Here is a 15685-nt window from a genome sequence, read left to right as displayed (position 1 = left end):
CCGCCCGCCGTCCGAGCTGGTGGTTCAGGTCCAGGAGCGTGTCCCCGTGGCGCTCGTGAAGCGCGGCGCTGAGTACCTGCTGGTGGACGTGGAAGGGGTGCGCCTCACCGCCACGGCCGATCCTGCCAACGTGAAGCTGCCGGTCATCGACGGCGGCGCCGGGGCGATCGGCAAGGACCTCTTCCAAGCAACCACCGCCGTGCTGGGCGCCCTGCCGGCCACCGTTCTTGCCAAGCTCTCGAACGCTTCCGCCAAGTCCGTGGACGCGGTTCAACTGAAGCTGGTGGACGGCCAGACCATCATCTGGGGCAACGAAAGCGAGAAGGAACTGAAGGCACGGGTTTTGGAGGCGCTGCTGAAGGTTCCCGCGGACCCGGCCAATCCAGTCAACGTTTACGATGTCAGCGTGCCGCGCCACCCCGTGACGCGCTGATTCCGTGACTTGCTGACACGCCGTATTTCGGGGTGATTAGTACGACACGCTGCCTCGGTTATTGAATGTACGAAGCATAGGAAATAGCGTCACAGACATGAGTTACTTGACATAACTATAACCTTCAACTCGAAGGTTAAGGTTCAAAGCTTCAAGCTCGACTCCATCAGATTTCGCAATAGGACACGAACAAGGGACACGTAACGTGGCAGCTCCGCAGAATTACTTGGCCGTCATCAAGGTCGTCGGCATCGGCGGCGGTGGCGTGAACGCAGTCAACCGCATGATCGAGGTGGGTCTCCGCGGTGTCGAATTCATCGCGATAAACACCGATGCCCAGGCGCTGCTGATGAGCGATGCCGACGTCAAGCTTGACGTCGGACGGGAACTGACGCGCGGGCTTGGTGCAGGAGCCAACCCCGAGGTCGGCAAGCAGGCTGCCGAGGACCACGCTGACGAGATCGAGGAAGTGCTTCGCGGTGCCGACATGGTCTTCGTGACCGCCGGCGAGGGCGGTGGCACCGGCACCGGCGGTGCGCCGGTCGTGGCACGCATCGCCCGCTCCCTGGGTGCCCTGACCATCGGTGTCGTGACGCGCCCATTCACGTTTGAAGGGCGCCGCCGCGCGGGCTCCGCAGAGGCCGGCATTGACGCTCTGCGCGACGAAGTTGACACCCTGATCGTCATTCCCAACGACCGTCTGCTGTCCATCAGTGACCGCAACGTCTCGGTCCTGGACGCCTTCCGTTCCGCCGACCAGGTCCTGCTGTCCGGTGTCCAGGGCATCACCGACCTGATCACCACCCCCGGCCTGATCAACCTCGACTTCGCCGACGTCAAGTCCGTCATGCAGGGCGCGGGTTCAGCCCTGATGGGCATCGGTTCCGCCCGTGGTGAGGACCGGGCTGTCAAGGCTGCCGAACTTGCCATCGCTTCGCCGCTGCTCGAGGCGTCCATCGACGGCGCGCACGGCGTGCTGCTCTCGATCCAGGGCGGTTCCGACCTTGGGCTGTTCGAGATCAACGAGGCCGCCCGCCTCGTCCAGGAAGTGGCACACCCCGAAGCCAACATCATCTTCGGTGCCGTGATCGACGACGCCCTCGGGGACGAGGCCCGCGTAACCGTGATCGCCGCCGGCTTTGACGACGTCAAGGCCACATCGCCGTCCATGGACCAGTCGCAGCCGCAGGCCGCCCCGCAGCGTCCGGCGGTACCGGCATCCGCTCCGTCCAGTCCGGCGCCGTCGGCCAGCCAGCAGCAGGTCCACGTCCAGCCGGTGCATGCCGGAGTCGGGGCTGCCGGTCTGGGCAGCTGGGGCCAGCAGCGCCAGTCTGCGGTCCCCGCAGACTCGGGGTTCGACGTCGACCTTCCGTCGGTCGTGGAGCCGGACCTCTCCGGCGGCCGCTCGGATGACCTGGACGTTCCGGACTTCCTGAAGTAGGCGCCCTTCCTTAGCAGTCGGACGCCGGACGGCACTGCCGTCCGGCGTCCCCTGCTGAAGCTCTCCTGATTGTTGGTGTTTTTGATTGCTGTCGGTGTTCTGATTGTTTCTGTGGCGTGCTGAAGTCCTGCCAGGGGTGTCTGTGGCGTTCACGGACACCGGGGCAGGCAACCTTGCCCTGCACGTGGGCGATGACGCACCGTCCGTCATGCGCCGCCGCGAAGAACTGGACGCAGCGGCTGGCATTGCGCCCCGCCGGTTCCAGTACATGAACCAGGTCCACGGAAACCACGTGGCCTTGGTGGACTCTGTGACTGTAGCCCCCACTGCTGATGCGATGGTGTCCCGCACGCAGCCCCTGGCGGTCATGGTTGCGGACTGCATTCCGATGGTGCTGGTGGGCGACACCGGCGGCGCCGGCCCGGTGCTGGGCGTGGCTCACGCGGGACGTCCGGGACTGGCCTCGGGGGTGATCCCGGCGGCGGTTGACCGGATGCGGGCGCAGGGCGCGGGGGACATCCGCGCCTGGCTGGGCCCGTCAATCTGCGGCCAATGCTACGAGGTTCCGGCCGAGTTGCGGGATGACGTTGCCGCAACCGTGCCGTCTGCCTGGTCCACCACTAGCTGGGGAACGCCCGCACTTGACCTGCCGCGCGGTGCCGCACGCCAGCTCGAATCCCTGGGTGTGCCGGTCGAATACCGCGGACCCTGCACCCTGGAGACCGAAGAACTCTACTCTTATCGCCGGGACCGCCTGTCAGGGCGGTTCGCGGGATTGGTATGGTCCCATGAATGAGGCATTAGCGCCGGATGCGGACGCCCGGACGCACGAGCTGAAGCGGCGGCTGGACGCCGTGCAGCTCCGGATCACAGATGCTGCCGCCGCTGCCGGCCGCACCGACGACCCGCCGCGGCTGATTGTCGTCTCCAAGTTCCATCCCGCCGACGACGTCCGCCGGCTCGCCGCACTGGGCGTGTCCGATTTCGGGGAGAACAGGGACCAGGAGGCCTCCCAAAAAGCGGATGTGCTGAGCGGGCTGGATATTCGGTGGCACTTCGTGGGCCAACTCCAAAGCAAGAAGGCCAAGACCGTGGTCAGGTATGCCCATGCCGTCCACTCCGTGGACCGTCCGCAACTCGTGGAGTCACTGGCCCGGGCGATGGCCGCAGAACAGGAGAGGTCGGGACGGGACAGCCTGGACTGTTTCATTCAGGTCAGTCTCGACGACGACCCCGCGGCGCACCGCGGCGGGGCCGCGCCTGCTGACGTTCCGCTGCTGGCCGACCAGCTGGAGGAGGCCGGGGGCCTTCGGCTGGCCGGCATCATGGCGGTGGCTCCCCTGGGGGCTGACCCCGACCGCGCGTTCGCAAAACTTGCGGACATTTCGGCGCGGCTCACGTCCAGCCACCCTGCCGCCGTCGCGATCTCCGCAGGCATGAGCCAGGACCTGGAAGCCGCCATCCGTTTCGGCGCGACACACCTCAGAATCGGCTCGGATATTCTCGGATCGCGCCCGGCGGTGCGATAGCGTCTGAGTATTGGAAGTGAATGGCGGGGATTCCAATGCTGTCAGTCTTTTTTGGGCGGCCCGCTTACGGACACGATTAGGAGTCGACCATGGCCGGCGCTCTGCGCAAGACAATGATCTATCTTGGGCTCGCCGATGGCGAAGAGCACTACGAGTCTGAGCTTTCCACCCAGCAAAAGGATGAGGACCAAATGGAGCCTGACCGCGAGGAACGCCGTGCACCGGCGCCTGTCCGCGAGGTCGTCCGTGAAGCGCCACCCGCCGCCGAAGAGGAATACCGCGCACCCGTGACACCTATTAAACGTGCGGCATCGAGCCGCGAAGAGACCACCGGACTGCGGCAGATCACCACGATCCACCCGCGCTCCTACAACGACGCCAAACTCATCGGCGAAAGCTTCCGGGACGGCATCCCCGTCATCATGAATGTCACGGACATGGGCGAGGCGGACGCGAAGCGGCTCGTGGATTTCTCTGCAGGACTGGTCTTTGGCCTCCGCGGCAGCATCGAGCGCGTCACCAACAAGGTTTTCCTGCTGTCGCCGTCGTACATTGAAGTCATCGGCGATGACAAGAAGGCCAGCGAGACCACGGCCAGCTTCTTCAACCAGAGCTGAGGCAGGCTCTCCGGATGCCAGGCAGGGACACCTGCCTGGCATCCGTGTTGAAATGGTAGTTGTGCTGAATAACGGTGCAGCACTGAAGTCAGACTTACAGGACGCCCCCGGCATCCGGAATGAACATGGAGATTTGGGTTAGCTCATGGGACTAGTATTCGGGCTCGTCTATATTGTCCTGCTGTTCATCTTCGTGGCCCTGATTGTGCGTCTCGTGTTTGACTGGGTCCAGATGTTCGCCCGTGAATGGCGGCCCCGGGGCATGGCGCTTGTGGCCGCCCATGCGGTGTACTCCGTGACGGACCCCCCGCTCAAGGTCCTGCGCCGCGTCATTCCGCCGCTGCGGCTGGGCGGCGTCTCGCTTGATCTTGGCTTCCTGGTGTTGTTCATTGCCCTCAGCATCGCGATGGCCATCGCCAGGTCCTTCGCATAGTTTCACAGCAGCTTTCAGCGCAACGGCCGCTCCCGAGGGGGAACGCGGCCTGCGCGGAGAATCTCCGGTTTGACACAACGTGTTGAATTAGAGGAACCAGACCATATTTAGGTACCGTAGTTTTGACGGCCGGAAGGCCTACTGACTAACTAGACCAACGAGGTGACCAGATGGCTTTGACGCCAGAAGACGTTGTCAACAAGCGCTTTCAGCCGACCAAGTTCCGCGAAGGCTACGACCAGGACGAAGTTGATGACTTCCTGGACGAAATCGTCGTGGAACTGCGCCGCCTGAACCAGGAAAACGACGAACTTCGCAAGAAGCTCGCCGAGGGCGGCAGCGGAACCCCCGCGGCCTCCACATCAGTGGCACCTGTCGTTGAGAAGGTTCCCGCCCCCGCCAAGGCGGACAAGGATGAGGCGCGCGCGAAAGCCGAAGCCGAAGCAAAGGCCGCCGAGCTTGCCAAGAAGAAGGAAGCCGAGCAGGCTGCCGCTGTTGCACCACAGGCCCCCGCTGCCGGTGGTGGCGTGTCCGAGTCCGCTGCGGGCCTGCTCGCCATGGCGCAGCAGATGCACGACCGCCACGTCGCCGACGGCCAGGAGCAGCGCGACAAGATCATTGCCGAAGCACAGATCGAAGCCAGCAGCCTCGTCAACGACGCGCAGGAAAAGTCCCGCAAGATCCTCGGTGCCCTGGAGCAGCAGCGCTCGGTCCTTGAGCGCAAGGTGGAGCAGCTCCGCGGCTTCGAGCGCGACTACCGCTCGCGCCTCAAGGCTTACATCGAAGGCCAGCTGCGCGACCTGGACGCCCGCGGCTCTGTGGCAGCTCCCGAGGTCGGCGAAAGCAACGCCGCCGTTTAGCACGTATTCTGAAAGCCGGTGGCTGAGGATTCCTCGGCCACCGGCTTTTGTGATTAACAAGAACGTTTCCCGAATGAAAGCACCATGACTGACGAACTCGCCGCCGACGCAGCCCATCCAGCCACTCCGCGCCCGCGGCCACGCCGGGCGGCCCTCCTCTCCCTGTTCGCCGGGCTGGCTGTCTTCGCGTACCTGTTCGATCAGCTCACCAAACTGTGGGTGACGGGCACCATGGTGGAGGGGGAACGGATCCCGGTGCTGCCGCCGCTGCTGCACTGGTACTACATCCGCAATTCCGGCGCCGCCTTTTCCATTGGTGAGAACGTGACGTGGGTTTTCACCATCATCATGGTGGCTGTCTCCGTCGCCATTGTGTTCCAGCTGCGCCGGCTGGGCTCGGCCTGGTGGGCAGTGGCGCTGGGCCTGCTGTTCGGCGGAGCCCTTGGCAACCTGACGGACCGGCTCTTCCGCGAGCCGTCCTTCGCCATGGGCCACGTGGTCGACTTCATCCAGCTGCCCAACTTCGCGATCTTCAACATCGCGGACTCGGCCGTTGTGTCCTCGGTGGTCATTATCTGCCTGCTCACGCTGCGCGGCATCGCACTGGATGGCACGCGCCACACGGCAGCCAAGCGGGACGGGGGCAAGGATGTCTGAACGGGTGGTGGTGCCAGAGGAGCTGGACGGCAGCCGGGTGGACGCCGGGCTGGCCAAGCTGATGGGCGTGTCCCGCTCGCAGGCGGCAGTGCTCATTGCCGAAGGCAATGTCCTCAGCGGCGGCAAAAAGGTGGGCAAGTCCGCCAAGCTCGCGTCGGGCACCGTGCTCCACGTGACGGTCCCGGAGCGGCGGGACCCCCTGGAAGTTGTGGAGGAAGTTGTGGAAGGCCTGAAGATACTGCTGGACGACGACGACTTTGTGGTCGTCGATAAGCCGGTAGGGGTCGCGGCCCACCCGTCTCCGGGTTGGGTTGGGCCCACCGTGGTGGGAGGGCTGGCAGGCGCCGGATACCGCGTCTCCACGTCAGGATTCGCCGAACGGGCGGGTATTGTGCACCGCCTGGACGTCGGCACGTCCGGCGTCATGGTGGTCGCCAAGACGGAGCGGGCTTACACGGCACTCAAGCGCGCCTTCAAGGAACGCACCGTGGACAAGGTCTACCACGCCGTGGTCCAGGGACTTCCGGACCCCCTGCAGGGCACCATTGACGCGCCGATCGGCCGCCACCCGGACCACGACTGGCGCTTCGCCGTCATCGAAGACGGCCGGCCGTCGGTGACCCACTACGAGGTCCTTGAGGCCTACGGAAAAGCCAGCCTGGTGGAAGTGCACCTGGAGACGGGCAGGACGCACCAAATCCGGGTCCACTTCGCAGCGCTGCGGCACCCGTGTGCCGGTGACCTCACCTACGGCGCCGACCCGCGGCTGGCCGCAACCCTCGGCCTGACCCGGCAGTGGCTCCACGCCCGGCAGCTTGGCTTCGACCACCCGAGGACCGGGGAACGCGTGACCGTCACCAGCGAATACCCCGAGGATCTGGCCTACGCGCTGGAAGTCCTGGAGTCCGGCAAGGCCTGACCGCCGGTGTGGTCGCGGTGAATGTCTGAGGGAGACCACTAGAATGGTTCGGTGACTTCCAGCAATGACTCGTTCGTCCATCTTCACACCCACACCGAGTACTCCATGCTGGACGGCGCCGCCCGGCTCGGTGAACTGTTCGACGAAACCGAGCGGCTCGGGATGCCGGCCCTGGCCACCACAGACCACGGCTATCTTTTCGGCGCCTTCGACTTCTGGAAAAAGGCCACGGACAAGGGCATCAAGCCCATCATCGGCGTGGAAGCCTATGTGACTCCCGGCACCGCGCGCGGCGACAAAACGCGCGTCCGCTGGGGCGATGAAAGCCAGCGCAAGGACGACATCTCCGGCGGCGGCTCCTACACCCACATGACGCTCCTGAGCTACAACAACGTTGGCATGCGCAACCTGTTCCGGGCCTCGTCGATCGCCTCCCTGGATTCGGTCTTCGGCAAATGGCCCCGGCTGGACCGCGAGCTGCTCAACACGTACTCCGAGGGGCTCATCGCCACCACGGGCTGCCCCTCCGGTGAGGTCCAGACCCGGCTGCGGCTCGGCCAGTACCGCGAGGCACTCGAGGCGGCCGCGGAGTTCCGCGACATCTTCGGGGCGGAGAACTACTTCTGCGAACTCATGGACCACGGCCTCGACATCGAACGGCGCGTCACGGGCGATCTGCTGCGGCTCGCCAAGGAGCTCAATCTCCCGCTCGTCGCCACCAACGACCTGCACTACACGCACCAGCACGACGCCAAAGCACACGAGGCACTGCTGGCCATCCAGTCCGGATCCACGCTGCTCGAGCCCACGTACGACAATGGCGGCTCCCGCTTCGCCTTCTCCGGCAGCGGCTACTACCTGAAGTCACCACAGGAAATGCGGGAACTCTTCCGCGACCACCCCGAGGCGTGCGACAACACGCTCCTGATCGCCGAGCGCTGCGAAGTGTCGTTCAACACCGGCGCCAACTACATGCCCCGGTTCCCCTGCCCGGAAGGGGAGGACGAAACGTCCTGGCTGGTCAAGGAAGTCGACAAGGGACTCCATTACCGCTACCCCCAGGGCATCCCGGACAAGGTCCGCAAACAGGCCGACTATGAGCTGGACGTCATCACGTCCATGGGCTTCCCGGGCTACTTCCTCGTGGTGGCCGACTTCATCAACTGGGCCAAGAACAACGGCATCCGGGTAGGTCCCGGACGTGGCTCGGGTGCAGGCTCCATGGTGGCGTATGCCATGCGCATCACCGACCTTGATCCGCTGCACCACGGCCTGATCTTCGAGCGCTTCCTCAACCCGGACCGCGTCTCCATGCCTGACTTCGACGTCGACTTCGATGACCGGCGCCGCTCCGAAGTGATCGACTACGTCACGCGCAAGTACGGCGACGAACGTGTGGCGATGATCGTCACCTACGGCACCATCAAGACCAAGCAGGCCCTCAAGGACTCCTCGCGCGTGCTGGGCTACCCCTTCAGCATGGGCGAGACGCTGACCAAGGCGCTGCCGCCGGCCGTGATGGCCAAGGACATTCCGCTCGCCGACATCCAGAACAAGGACGCCAAGCGCTACAGCGAGGCCGGTGATTTCCGCCAGCTGATCAGCACCGACCCCGAGGCTGCCAAGGTTTTCGAGACTGCACTGGGCATCGAGGGCCTGAAGCGGCAGTGGGGCGTGCACGCCGCAGGCGTCATCATGTCCTCGGACCCCATCATCGACGTGATCCCGATCATGCGCCGCTTCCAGGACGGCCAGGTCATCACCCAGTTCGACTACCCGACCTCTGAGGGCCTCGGCCTGATCAAGATGGACTTCCTCGGGCTGCGGAACCTGACGATCATTTCGGACGCCCTGGAAAACATCAAGATGAACCGCGGCATCGACCTGGACCTCGAAACCCTGGAACTTGACGACACCGCGTCCTACGAGCTGCTGGCCAGGGGCGACACCCTCGGCGTCTTCCAGCTCGACGGCGGACCCATGCGGTCGCTGCTCAAGCTGATGAAGCCCGACAACTTCGAAGACATCTCCGCCGTGCTCGCCCTCTACCGGCCCGGCCCGATGGGCGCCAACGCGCACACCGACTACGCGCTGCGCAAGAACAAGATCCAGGAAGTCATCCCCATCCACCCGGAGCTCGAAGAACCGCTCTCCGAAATCCTGGGCGGGACCTACGGCCTGATCGTGTACCAGGAGCAGGTTATGGCCGTGGCGCAGAAGCTCGCCGGCTATACCCTCGGCCAGGCCGACATCCTGCGCCGCGCCATGGGCAAGAAGAAGAAATCCGAGCTGGACAAGCAGTTCGCGGGCTTCTCCCAGGGCATGCAGGACAACGGCTACTCGATGGAAGCCGTCAAGACGCTCTGGGACATCCTGCTGCCGTTCTCCGACTACGCCTTCAACAAGGCACACTCGGCCGCCTACGGAGTGATTTCCTACTGGACCGCCTACCTGAAGGCCCACTATGCGCCCGAGTACATGGCCGCCCTGTTGACCTCGGTCGGAGACGACAAGGACAAGTCGGCGATTTACCTGAACGAATGCCGGCGCATGGGCATCACCGTGCTCCCTCCCGACGTCAACGAGTCAGCACTTAACTTCACCCCTGTGGGCAACGACATCCGCTTCGGGATGGGCGCCATCCGCAACGTCGGCGTCAACGCCGTGGAAGCCATGGTGGCCGCGCGGGAGAGCGAGGGCGCCTACACGTCCTTCAAGGATTACCTCATGAAGGTCCCGGCCGTGGTGTGCAACAAGCGCACCGTGGAATCCCTGATCAAGGCAGGTGCGTTCGACTCGCTGGGCCACCACCGGCGCGCGCTTGCCATGATCCACGAAGAGGCCATCGACTCGGTCATTACCCTCAAGCGCAATGAGGCGATCGGCCAGTTCGATCTCTTCGCCGGTTTCGATGAGGCCGAATCGGAGGCGTCCCTGAGCATCGAGATTCCCGACCTTCCCGAATGGGAAAAGAAGGACAAGCTCTCGTTCGAACGCGACATGCTCGGACTGTACGTCTCGGACCACCCGCTGCAGGGCCTTGAAGGGCTCCTGAGCCAGCACGCCGACCAGTCCATCACCTCGATCATCGCCGAGGACGGCCCGCACGACGGCGCGATCGTCACGATTTCCGGCATGATCACCTCGCTCAGCCGCAGGATCGCCAAGGCCAGCGGCAACGCTTACGCCAGGGCGGAGATCGAGGACCTCGGCGGTTCCATGGAAGTGATGTTCTTCGGACAGGTGTACGGCCCCATCGCCTCGGTTCTGGCCGAGGACCTCATCGTGGTGGTCAAGGGCCGCCTGCAACGGCGCGACGACGGCGCCGTCACCTTGAACTGCATGGAGCTTTCCGTCCCGGACCTTAGCGAGGGGGCCAACGGCCCCATCGTGATCACGATGCCCACGCACAAGGCCACCGAGGCAGTGGTCTCGGAACTCGGGGATGTGCTGCGCAACCACCGCGGCAATTCGGAGGTGCGGATCAACCTGCAGGGCGATACGCGCGTGGAGGTCATGGGCTTGCCCGTGCACCTCCGGGTCAATCCCAACCCCTCCCTTTTCGGGGACCTCAAAGTGCTGCTTGGCCCGGCCTGCCTGGACGCCTAGATTTCGTAGTCCAGCGGCACGGGCTGGCCGTACGCGCCGGAGTGGTAGAGCAGGGGCGTGCCGTCTTCGCCCACCTGGCCTTCCACCACTTCCACGACGACCACCGCGTTGTTTTCGAAGGAGAGCCGCATCTGGATCTGCCCGATCAGCCAGCCGGCAACATCCTTGAGGATGGGGACCTCATGGGGGCCAAGAGCCCAGTGGTCCCCGGCGAAGCGCTCCTTGGTGCGGGCAAACCGGTCAGCCAGCTCCTGGTTTTCCAGGCCCAGCATGTGCACACCGATGTACGTCGTGTTGGCCACCGCCGGCCAGGAACTGGAGCTGCGCGCCATGTTGAAGGTAAAGCGCGGCGGCTTGGCGGACAGCGAGGCCACAGACGTTGCCGTGAAGCCGTACGGGACCCCGTTGTAGTTCACCGTGATGATGGCAACTCCGGCCGCATGGCGGCGGAACATTTCCTTGAACGTGCCCTCGAAGGCCGCGTCATCTGAGGCCACTGTGATCGATCTCCCTGCTGAGCTGTTGATTGCGGGCTCCTACTACAAGAGTATTGGGCTTTCGCAGCGCTGTGTGAGTCCGGCGGAGCAGCAGGGCCGTGTGCCGCAATGCCGGGGAACATTTGTTAGCGTTTCTTCATGACCCAACCAGCAGCCGCAACCCCGTCCCGCCACCAGGACGGGGCGGGCGCCGTCCGGGAACGCGGTTCGCGACGCGGTCGGCGCGGCCCCCGCAGCTGGCCGTGGACGGCAGGGATTGTTGGATCGGGCATACTCGTCGGCGTCCTGTGGTGGCTGCTTGCGCCCGGCGGCCTGAATCTCGTGTCCGGCAATGCCGCGCTGGCGTCGGGGACTAACACCGAGGTGTGGCTTCCGCGGGATCTCGTTCTGGCCGGGCTGTCCCTCCACGCGGGCTGTCTCGTGGCGGTGCTGCTGGCGGGCCGGAAGGACGGGGGATCCGGCCGCATGCTGGTGCTCTCCGTGGCGGCCAGCGGCGCCGCGGCCGTCCTGGCGTGGCAGACAGGGCTCCTGGCCGGCCTCTGGCTTGGCGGGCCCCAGGACACGTCGGACAGCGCGAGTGTCGCCTTTTCGCTGAGGTCCTACGCGGTGCTGCTCCTGTGGCCGGCAGCCGTCGCGGGAGGCTACTTCGCCATCAGTCTGCTCGAACTGCTGCACCGCCCGAGGGACGGGGGCGCGGACACCGGCGGTGTCTGAGCACGTCACCGGCACCGGTCCGTGGACGCGTAAAATGGACCGGTGACCACTTCTCCGGACAGCTCCGCACGCCCGAATTCCGCCGCCGTCGACTTCCGCACCGTAGACCTGCGGGGCCGCCGCCTGAGCCTGGCCGAGCTCCGCGGGGCCGTACCGCGTGCCCGGCACGAGACGGTGGCTGACGCAGAGCAGAAAGTCACGGACATTATTTCTGCCGTCCGGGAGCGGGGGTACGCCGCGCTGACCGAATTTGCACGCCGCTTTGACGGCGTGGAACAGGCTCATCCGCGGGTGCCCGCAGAGGCGCTGCAGTCCGCCCTGGACGGCCTGGATCCGGCAGTCCGCGCGGCCCTGGAGGAATCGATCAGCCGTGCCCGCCGCTTTGCCGACGGCCAGCGCCCAGGCGATGTCGACGTCGCCCTCGGTGACGGCGCCGTTGTCAGCCAGAAGTGGGTTCCCGTGGCGCGGGTGGGCCTGTATGTTCCCGGCGGTCTTGCCGTCTACCCGTCGTCGGTCATCATGAACGTGGTTCCTGCGCTGGCGGCCGGTGTGCAGTCCATCGCACTGGCGTCGCCGCCGCAGAAGGACTTCTCCGGGCTCCCGCACCCCACCATTCTGGCGGCCGCCGCGCTCCTCGGCATCGACGAGGTGTACGCCATCGGCGGCGCACAGGCCATCGCCGCATTTGCCTATGGAGTTCCCGGCGCCGAGGGCGAAACCGCCCTGGAGCCGGTGGACGTTGTCACCGGCCCGGGGAACATCTTCGTGGCCACTGCCAAGCGCCTCGTCAAGGGCGTTGTGGGAATCGATTCCGAGGCGGGCACTACCGAGATCGCCATTCTGGCGGACGCCACAGCACGCCCGGCCTTCGTTGCCGCGGACTTGATCAGCCAGGCCGAGCACGACCCCAAGGCAGCCTCGGTGCTGATCACGGATTCCGAGCAGCTCGCGGCCGATGTCCGCGAAGAGCTTGACCTCCAGTCCGCGGCGACCAAGCACAGCGGGCGGGTGCGTGAGGCGTTGTCCGGCCCGCAGTCCGGCGTCGTGCTGGTGGATGACCTCGAGCAGGGCATTGCAGCCTGTGACGCCTACGCCGCAGAACACCTCGAAATCATGACGGCGGACTCTGCCGCCGTCGCCGCCCGGATCAGGAATGCGGGGGCGATCTTCGTGGGGGACTACAGCCCCGTGAGCCTTGGCGACTATTGCGCGGGCTCAAACCACGTCCTGCCCACCAGCGGAACGGCCGCCTTCTCCTCGGGGCTGAACGTGACAACTTTCCTGCGCGCGATCCAGGTCATCAACTATACGGAATCCGCCCTGGAACAGGTCAGCGGGCACATCGTCAGCCTCTCCGGGGCAGAGGACCTGCCCGCCCACGGCGACGCCGTGACAGCCCGCTTTCGGGCCGGACGCTAACCACTAGATGTAGTAATTACAGGCTTGTTATTCAGCTATATCTAGTCGTAAACTGGTTCCGGAAAGAGGAAGCGGGCAGCAAGTCCGCGCCAGATTGCTTGCCAAACCATTGCGCACCGGGGAAAGGAACGAACATGTACTGTCCGTTTTGCCGCAACCCCGACTCCCGTGTGGTGGACAGCCGCATAGCCGATGACGGTTCGGCGATCCGCCGCCGCCGGCAATGCCCGGAATGTGGCCGCCGGTTCACTACGGTCGAAACCACCAGCCTCTCCGTGATCAAACGTTCCGGCGTGGGCGAGCCGTTCAGCCGCAGCAAAGTCATCAACGGTGTCCGCAAGGCCTGCCAGGGCCGGCCGGTCAGCGAGGACGATCTGGCCATGTTGGCGCAGGAAGTCGAAGAGAACATCCGGGCCTCCGGCGCGGCTGAAATCGATGCCCATGAGGTCGGCCTCATCATCCTCGGACCCCTGCAAAAGCTGGACAAGGTTGCCTACCTTCGCTTCGCCAGTGTGTACCAGGCCTTTGAATCGCTGGAAGACTTCGAATCCGCCATCGCGCTGCTGCGCCACGAAGGCGAAGTCGAAGCCAAGCGGTCTGAAGGCAAGAGCTCTGAGAAGAGCCAGCTCTAAGCTCCGGTGGCGGCAGCGGAGGGGAAGCCGCAGCCGCCACCGGCTCCAGTGAATACAGAAGGGGGCAGACCCATGGTCTGCCGCCTTCTGCGTTCACTTTCGGTGGCGCACCACCGCAGGACTACTTCGTGAGGTCGTGCTTTACCGCAATTTCCAGGGCTGCTCCCACGATGCCTGCTTCGTTTTTCAGCTCGGCGGGGACGATGGGCGTGCGCAGCCGCAGGTGGGGCAGGTACTCGTTGGCGCGCTTGGAGATGCCGCCGCCGACGATGAAAAGTTCGGGGGAGAACAGGAACTCGACGTGCGAGAAGTAACGCTGCAGCAGCACGCTGTACTCCTCCCAGCTGAGACCGTCCCGCTCGCGGGCAACGGCGGATGCCTTGCTTTCGGCGTCGTAGCCGTCAATCTCCAAGTGGCCGAGCTCGGCGTTGGGAACGAGGTTGCCGTTGAAGATGAAGGCCGATCCGATGCCGGTGCCGAGCGTGATCACGAGGACCGTGCCGTTGATTCCCTCGCCGGCGCCGTAGCGGGCCTCGGCCAGGCCGGCTGCATCGGCGTCGTTGATGACCTCCACGGGGCGTCCCAGCCGCGCGGTCAGCAGCGCGTCGATGTCAGTGTTGATCCAGCTCTTGTCCACGTTGGCGGCGGAGTGGACCACGCCGTGCTGGATGATGCCGGGGAAGGTCACGCCCACCGGGCTGTCAGCCTCGGGGGCGTCCGGGCGCGCAGAGAGTTCTTCCACGACCTGGGCCACCACCTCCACGACGGCCGCAGGGGTGGCCGGCTGGGGCGTCGCCAGGCGGAAACGATCGCCGATCAGCTTGCCCTTCTTCAGGTCGACGATGCCGCCCTTGATGCCGGTGCCGCCGATGTCGATGCCAATCAGCGGTGCGTTCTTGCGGGTCTTTTCGTCCTTCTTGGCCAATGGGATTCCGTTCGTGGCAGGGTTGTGGGCTCGGGCAGGGCAAGGGTCGCTTGCCGGGGGAGTCAGGGGCGCGTGCAGGCCCGTGTCAGGGAAGGGTGAGGATCTCGGCGCCGGACTCGGTGACGAGCAGGGTATGTTCGAACTGTGCGGTGCGTTTGCGGTCGCGAGTCACCACGGTCCAGTCGTCGGCCCACATGTCCCATTCGATGGTGCCCAGCGTCAGCATGGGCTCGATGGTGAAGACCATACCGGCTTCGATCACAGTGTTGTAGGCAGGCGCGGCGTCGTAGTGCGGAATGATCAGGCCTGTGTGGAAGGCCTCCCCAACGCCGTGGCCGGTAAAGTCGCGGACCACCCCGTAGCCGAAGCGCTTGGCATAGGATTCGATGGCGCGGCCGATCACATTGATCTGGCGCCCCGGGGCCACGGCCTTGATGGCGCGGTTCAGCGATTCCTGGGTCCGCTCCACCAGCAGGCGCGACTCCTCGTCCACGTCCCCGACGAGAAAGGTGTAGTTCGTGTCCCCATGCACCCCGCCGATGAAGGCCGTGATGTCGATGTTGAGGATGTCGCCATCCTGGACCACGGTGCTGTCCGGAATCCCGTGGCAGATCACTTCGTTCAGCGACGAGCACAGCGACTTGGGGAATCCGCGGTAGCCGAGGGTGGAGGGATAGGCGTTGTGGTCCAGCAGGAATTCGTGGCCGACGCGGTCCAGTTCGTCCGTGGTGACCCCCGGAACAATGTGCTTTCCCACCTCGACGATGGCCTGCGCCGCGATTTTCCCGGCGATCCGGATCTTCTCAATGGTTTCGGCCGACTTCACTTCGGAGCCGGTGAACTTGGCCGGACCGGCCTTGCCAACGTACTCGGGCCGCGGGATGGACGCGGGCACCTGCCGCTGCGGGCTGATTGATCCCGGGGTCAGCGTGCCGGTGGGTGCGGTCGAGGCTAAGGAAGGCATAGATTGATCATATAAGGCAGGGCAGATTGGCATGTA

General features: G+C 65.0%; 16 protein-coding genes. 13 read left to right on the top strand and 3 right to left on the bottom strand.

Translation table 11 applies throughout. The features are described 5' to 3' along the window. The 10 genes from AC3A3W_RS05745 to dnaE all read left to right on the top strand — a co-directional run. A partial coding sequence (locus tag AC3A3W_RS05745; protein WP_487441038.1) for a cell division protein FtsQ/DivIB occupies positions 1 to 433 on the top strand: 433 nt, incomplete at its 5' end. A gap of 205 nt (positions 434 to 638) precedes the next feature. Further along, positions 639 to 1874, top strand: a complete 1236-nt coding sequence (gene ftsZ / locus AC3A3W_RS05740) for a cell division protein FtsZ (protein ID WP_487441036.1) — start codon at positions 639 to 641, stop codon at positions 1872 to 1874. A 103-nt stretch (positions 1875 to 1977) separates the two neighbouring features. Beyond that, a complete protein-coding gene (locus AC3A3W_RS05735) occupies positions 1978 to 2670 on the top strand; it encodes a purine nucleoside phosphorylase YfiH/LACC1 family protein (protein ID WP_487441034.1) in 693 nt (230 codons plus the stop codon). Continuing rightward, positions 2663 to 3403 carry a YggS family pyridoxal phosphate-dependent enzyme gene (locus tag AC3A3W_RS05730; protein ID WP_487441032.1) on the top strand — a complete coding sequence of 247 codons (741 nt, stop codon included), beginning with the start codon at positions 2663 to 2665 and terminating at the stop codon, positions 3401 to 3403. Before AC3A3W_RS05735 ends, AC3A3W_RS05730 begins: the two co-directional genes overlap by 8 nt. Before the next feature lie 89 nt (positions 3404 to 3492). Next, a complete protein-coding gene (locus AC3A3W_RS05725; protein ID WP_205652637.1) occupies positions 3493 to 4020 on the top strand; it encodes a cell division protein SepF in 528 nt (175 codons plus the stop codon). 145 nt (positions 4021 to 4165) lie between these two features. Further along, a complete protein-coding gene (locus AC3A3W_RS05720; RefSeq protein WP_487441030.1) occupies positions 4166 to 4453 on the top strand; it encodes a YggT family protein in 288 nt (95 codons plus the stop codon). 170 nt (positions 4454 to 4623) lie between these two features. Further along, positions 4624 to 5313, top strand: coding sequence for a DivIVA domain-containing protein (locus AC3A3W_RS05715; RefSeq protein ID WP_205652639.1), 690 nt, complete (start codon positions 4624 to 4626; stop codon positions 5311 to 5313). Positions 5314 to 5397: 84 nt separating this feature from the next. Continuing rightward, positions 5398 to 5970 carry a signal peptidase II gene (gene lspA / locus AC3A3W_RS05710; protein WP_487441029.1) on the top strand — a complete coding sequence of 191 codons (573 nt, stop codon included), beginning with the start codon at positions 5398 to 5400 and terminating at the stop codon, positions 5968 to 5970. Then, positions 5963 to 6889, top strand: a complete 927-nt coding sequence (locus AC3A3W_RS05705) for an RluA family pseudouridine synthase (protein WP_487441027.1) — start codon at positions 5963 to 5965, stop codon at positions 6887 to 6889. Before lspA ends, AC3A3W_RS05705 begins: the two co-directional genes overlap by 8 nt. A 51-nt stretch (positions 6890 to 6940) precedes the next feature. After that, the gene (dnaE, locus tag AC3A3W_RS05700) at positions 6941 to 10498 is read left to right on the top strand and encodes a DNA polymerase III subunit alpha (RefSeq protein ID WP_487441025.1); all 3558 of its coding nucleotides are present in this window, start codon (positions 6941 to 6943) and stop codon (positions 10496 to 10498) included. Here dnaE and AC3A3W_RS05695 read toward each other — a convergent pair. Continuing rightward, positions 10495 to 10953 (bottom strand): flavin reductase family protein, encoded by a 459-nt coding sequence (locus AC3A3W_RS05695; RefSeq protein WP_240460090.1) that lies wholly within the window; start codon positions 10951 to 10953, stop codon positions 10495 to 10497. The two genes, dnaE and AC3A3W_RS05695, sit on opposite strands and share 4 nt — an antisense overlap. 180 nt (positions 10954 to 11133) lie before the next feature. Between AC3A3W_RS05695 and AC3A3W_RS05690 the strand changes: the two genes are divergently transcribed. The 3 genes from AC3A3W_RS05690 to nrdR all read left to right on the top strand — a co-directional run bounded on the left by AC3A3W_RS05690 (position 11134) and on the right by nrdR (position 13760). Further along, positions 11134 to 11709, top strand: a complete 576-nt coding sequence (locus AC3A3W_RS05690; RefSeq protein WP_487441023.1) for a hypothetical protein — start codon at positions 11134 to 11136, stop codon at positions 11707 to 11709. Positions 11710 to 11751: 42 nt separating this feature from the next. After that, positions 11752 to 13128, top strand: a complete 1377-nt coding sequence (gene hisD / locus AC3A3W_RS05685) for a histidinol dehydrogenase (RefSeq protein WP_487441021.1) — start codon at positions 11752 to 11754, stop codon at positions 13126 to 13128. A 134-nt stretch (positions 13129 to 13262) separates the two neighbouring features. After that, complete coding sequence (gene nrdR / locus AC3A3W_RS05680) at positions 13263 to 13760, top strand: transcriptional regulator NrdR (protein ID WP_205652646.1); 498 nt, start codon at positions 13263 to 13265, stop codon at positions 13758 to 13760. Between the two features lie 121 nt (positions 13761 to 13881). Here nrdR and ppgK read toward each other — a convergent pair whose 3' ends face one another. Continuing rightward, on the bottom strand, positions 13882 to 14685 hold the full coding sequence (gene ppgK, locus AC3A3W_RS05675; RefSeq protein WP_487441019.1) for a polyphosphate--glucose phosphotransferase: 804 nt from the start codon (positions 14683 to 14685) through the stop codon (positions 13882 to 13884). Between the two features lie 85 nt (positions 14686 to 14770). Continuing rightward, positions 14771 to 15649, bottom strand: a complete 879-nt coding sequence (gene map / locus AC3A3W_RS05670) for a type I methionyl aminopeptidase (RefSeq protein ID WP_309992831.1) — start codon at positions 15647 to 15649, stop codon at positions 14771 to 14773. Positions 15650 to 15685: the final 36 nt, after the last annotated feature.

The sequence above is a fragment of the Arthrobacter sp. Soil_N43 genome (genome assembly GCF_057655195.1).
The sequence above is the reverse complement of the archived record's forward strand: the minus strand, read 5'-3'. Positions and strand labels throughout refer to the sequence as shown.

Bases quoted from the DNA above. Each gene is read 5' to 3' on its own strand.
- AC3A3W_RS05705 (WP_487441027.1), top strand. From the start codon at position 5,963: ATGTCTGAACGGGTGGTGGTGCCAGAGGAGCTGGACGGCAGCCGGGTG.
- lspA (WP_487441029.1), top strand. From the start codon at position 5,398: ATGACTGACGAACTCGCCGCCGACGCAGCCCATCCAGCCACTCCGCGC.
- AC3A3W_RS05725 (WP_205652637.1), top strand. From the start codon at position 3,493: ATGGCCGGCGCTCTGCGCAAGACAATGATCTATCTTGGGCTCGCCGAT.
- AC3A3W_RS05690 (WP_487441023.1), top strand. From the start codon at position 11,134: ATGACCCAACCAGCAGCCGCAACCCCGTCCCGCCACCAGGACGGGGCG.
- AC3A3W_RS05720 (WP_487441030.1), top strand. From the start codon at position 4,166: ATGGGACTAGTATTCGGGCTCGTCTATATTGTCCTGCTGTTCATCTTC.
- map (WP_309992831.1), bottom strand. From the start codon at position 15,649: ATGCCTTCCTTAGCCTCGACCGCACCCACCGGCACGCTGACCCCGGGA.
- nrdR (WP_205652646.1), top strand. From the start codon at position 13,263: ATGTACTGTCCGTTTTGCCGCAACCCCGACTCCCGTGTGGTGGACAGC.
- AC3A3W_RS05695 (WP_240460090.1), bottom strand. From the start codon at position 10,953: ATGTTCCGCCGCCATGCGGCCGGAGTTGCCATCATCACGGTGAACTAC.
- AC3A3W_RS05730 (WP_487441032.1), top strand. From the start codon at position 2,663: ATGAATGAGGCATTAGCGCCGGATGCGGACGCCCGGACGCACGAGCTG.
- AC3A3W_RS05715 (WP_205652639.1), top strand. From the start codon at position 4,624: ATGGCTTTGACGCCAGAAGACGTTGTCAACAAGCGCTTTCAGCCGACC.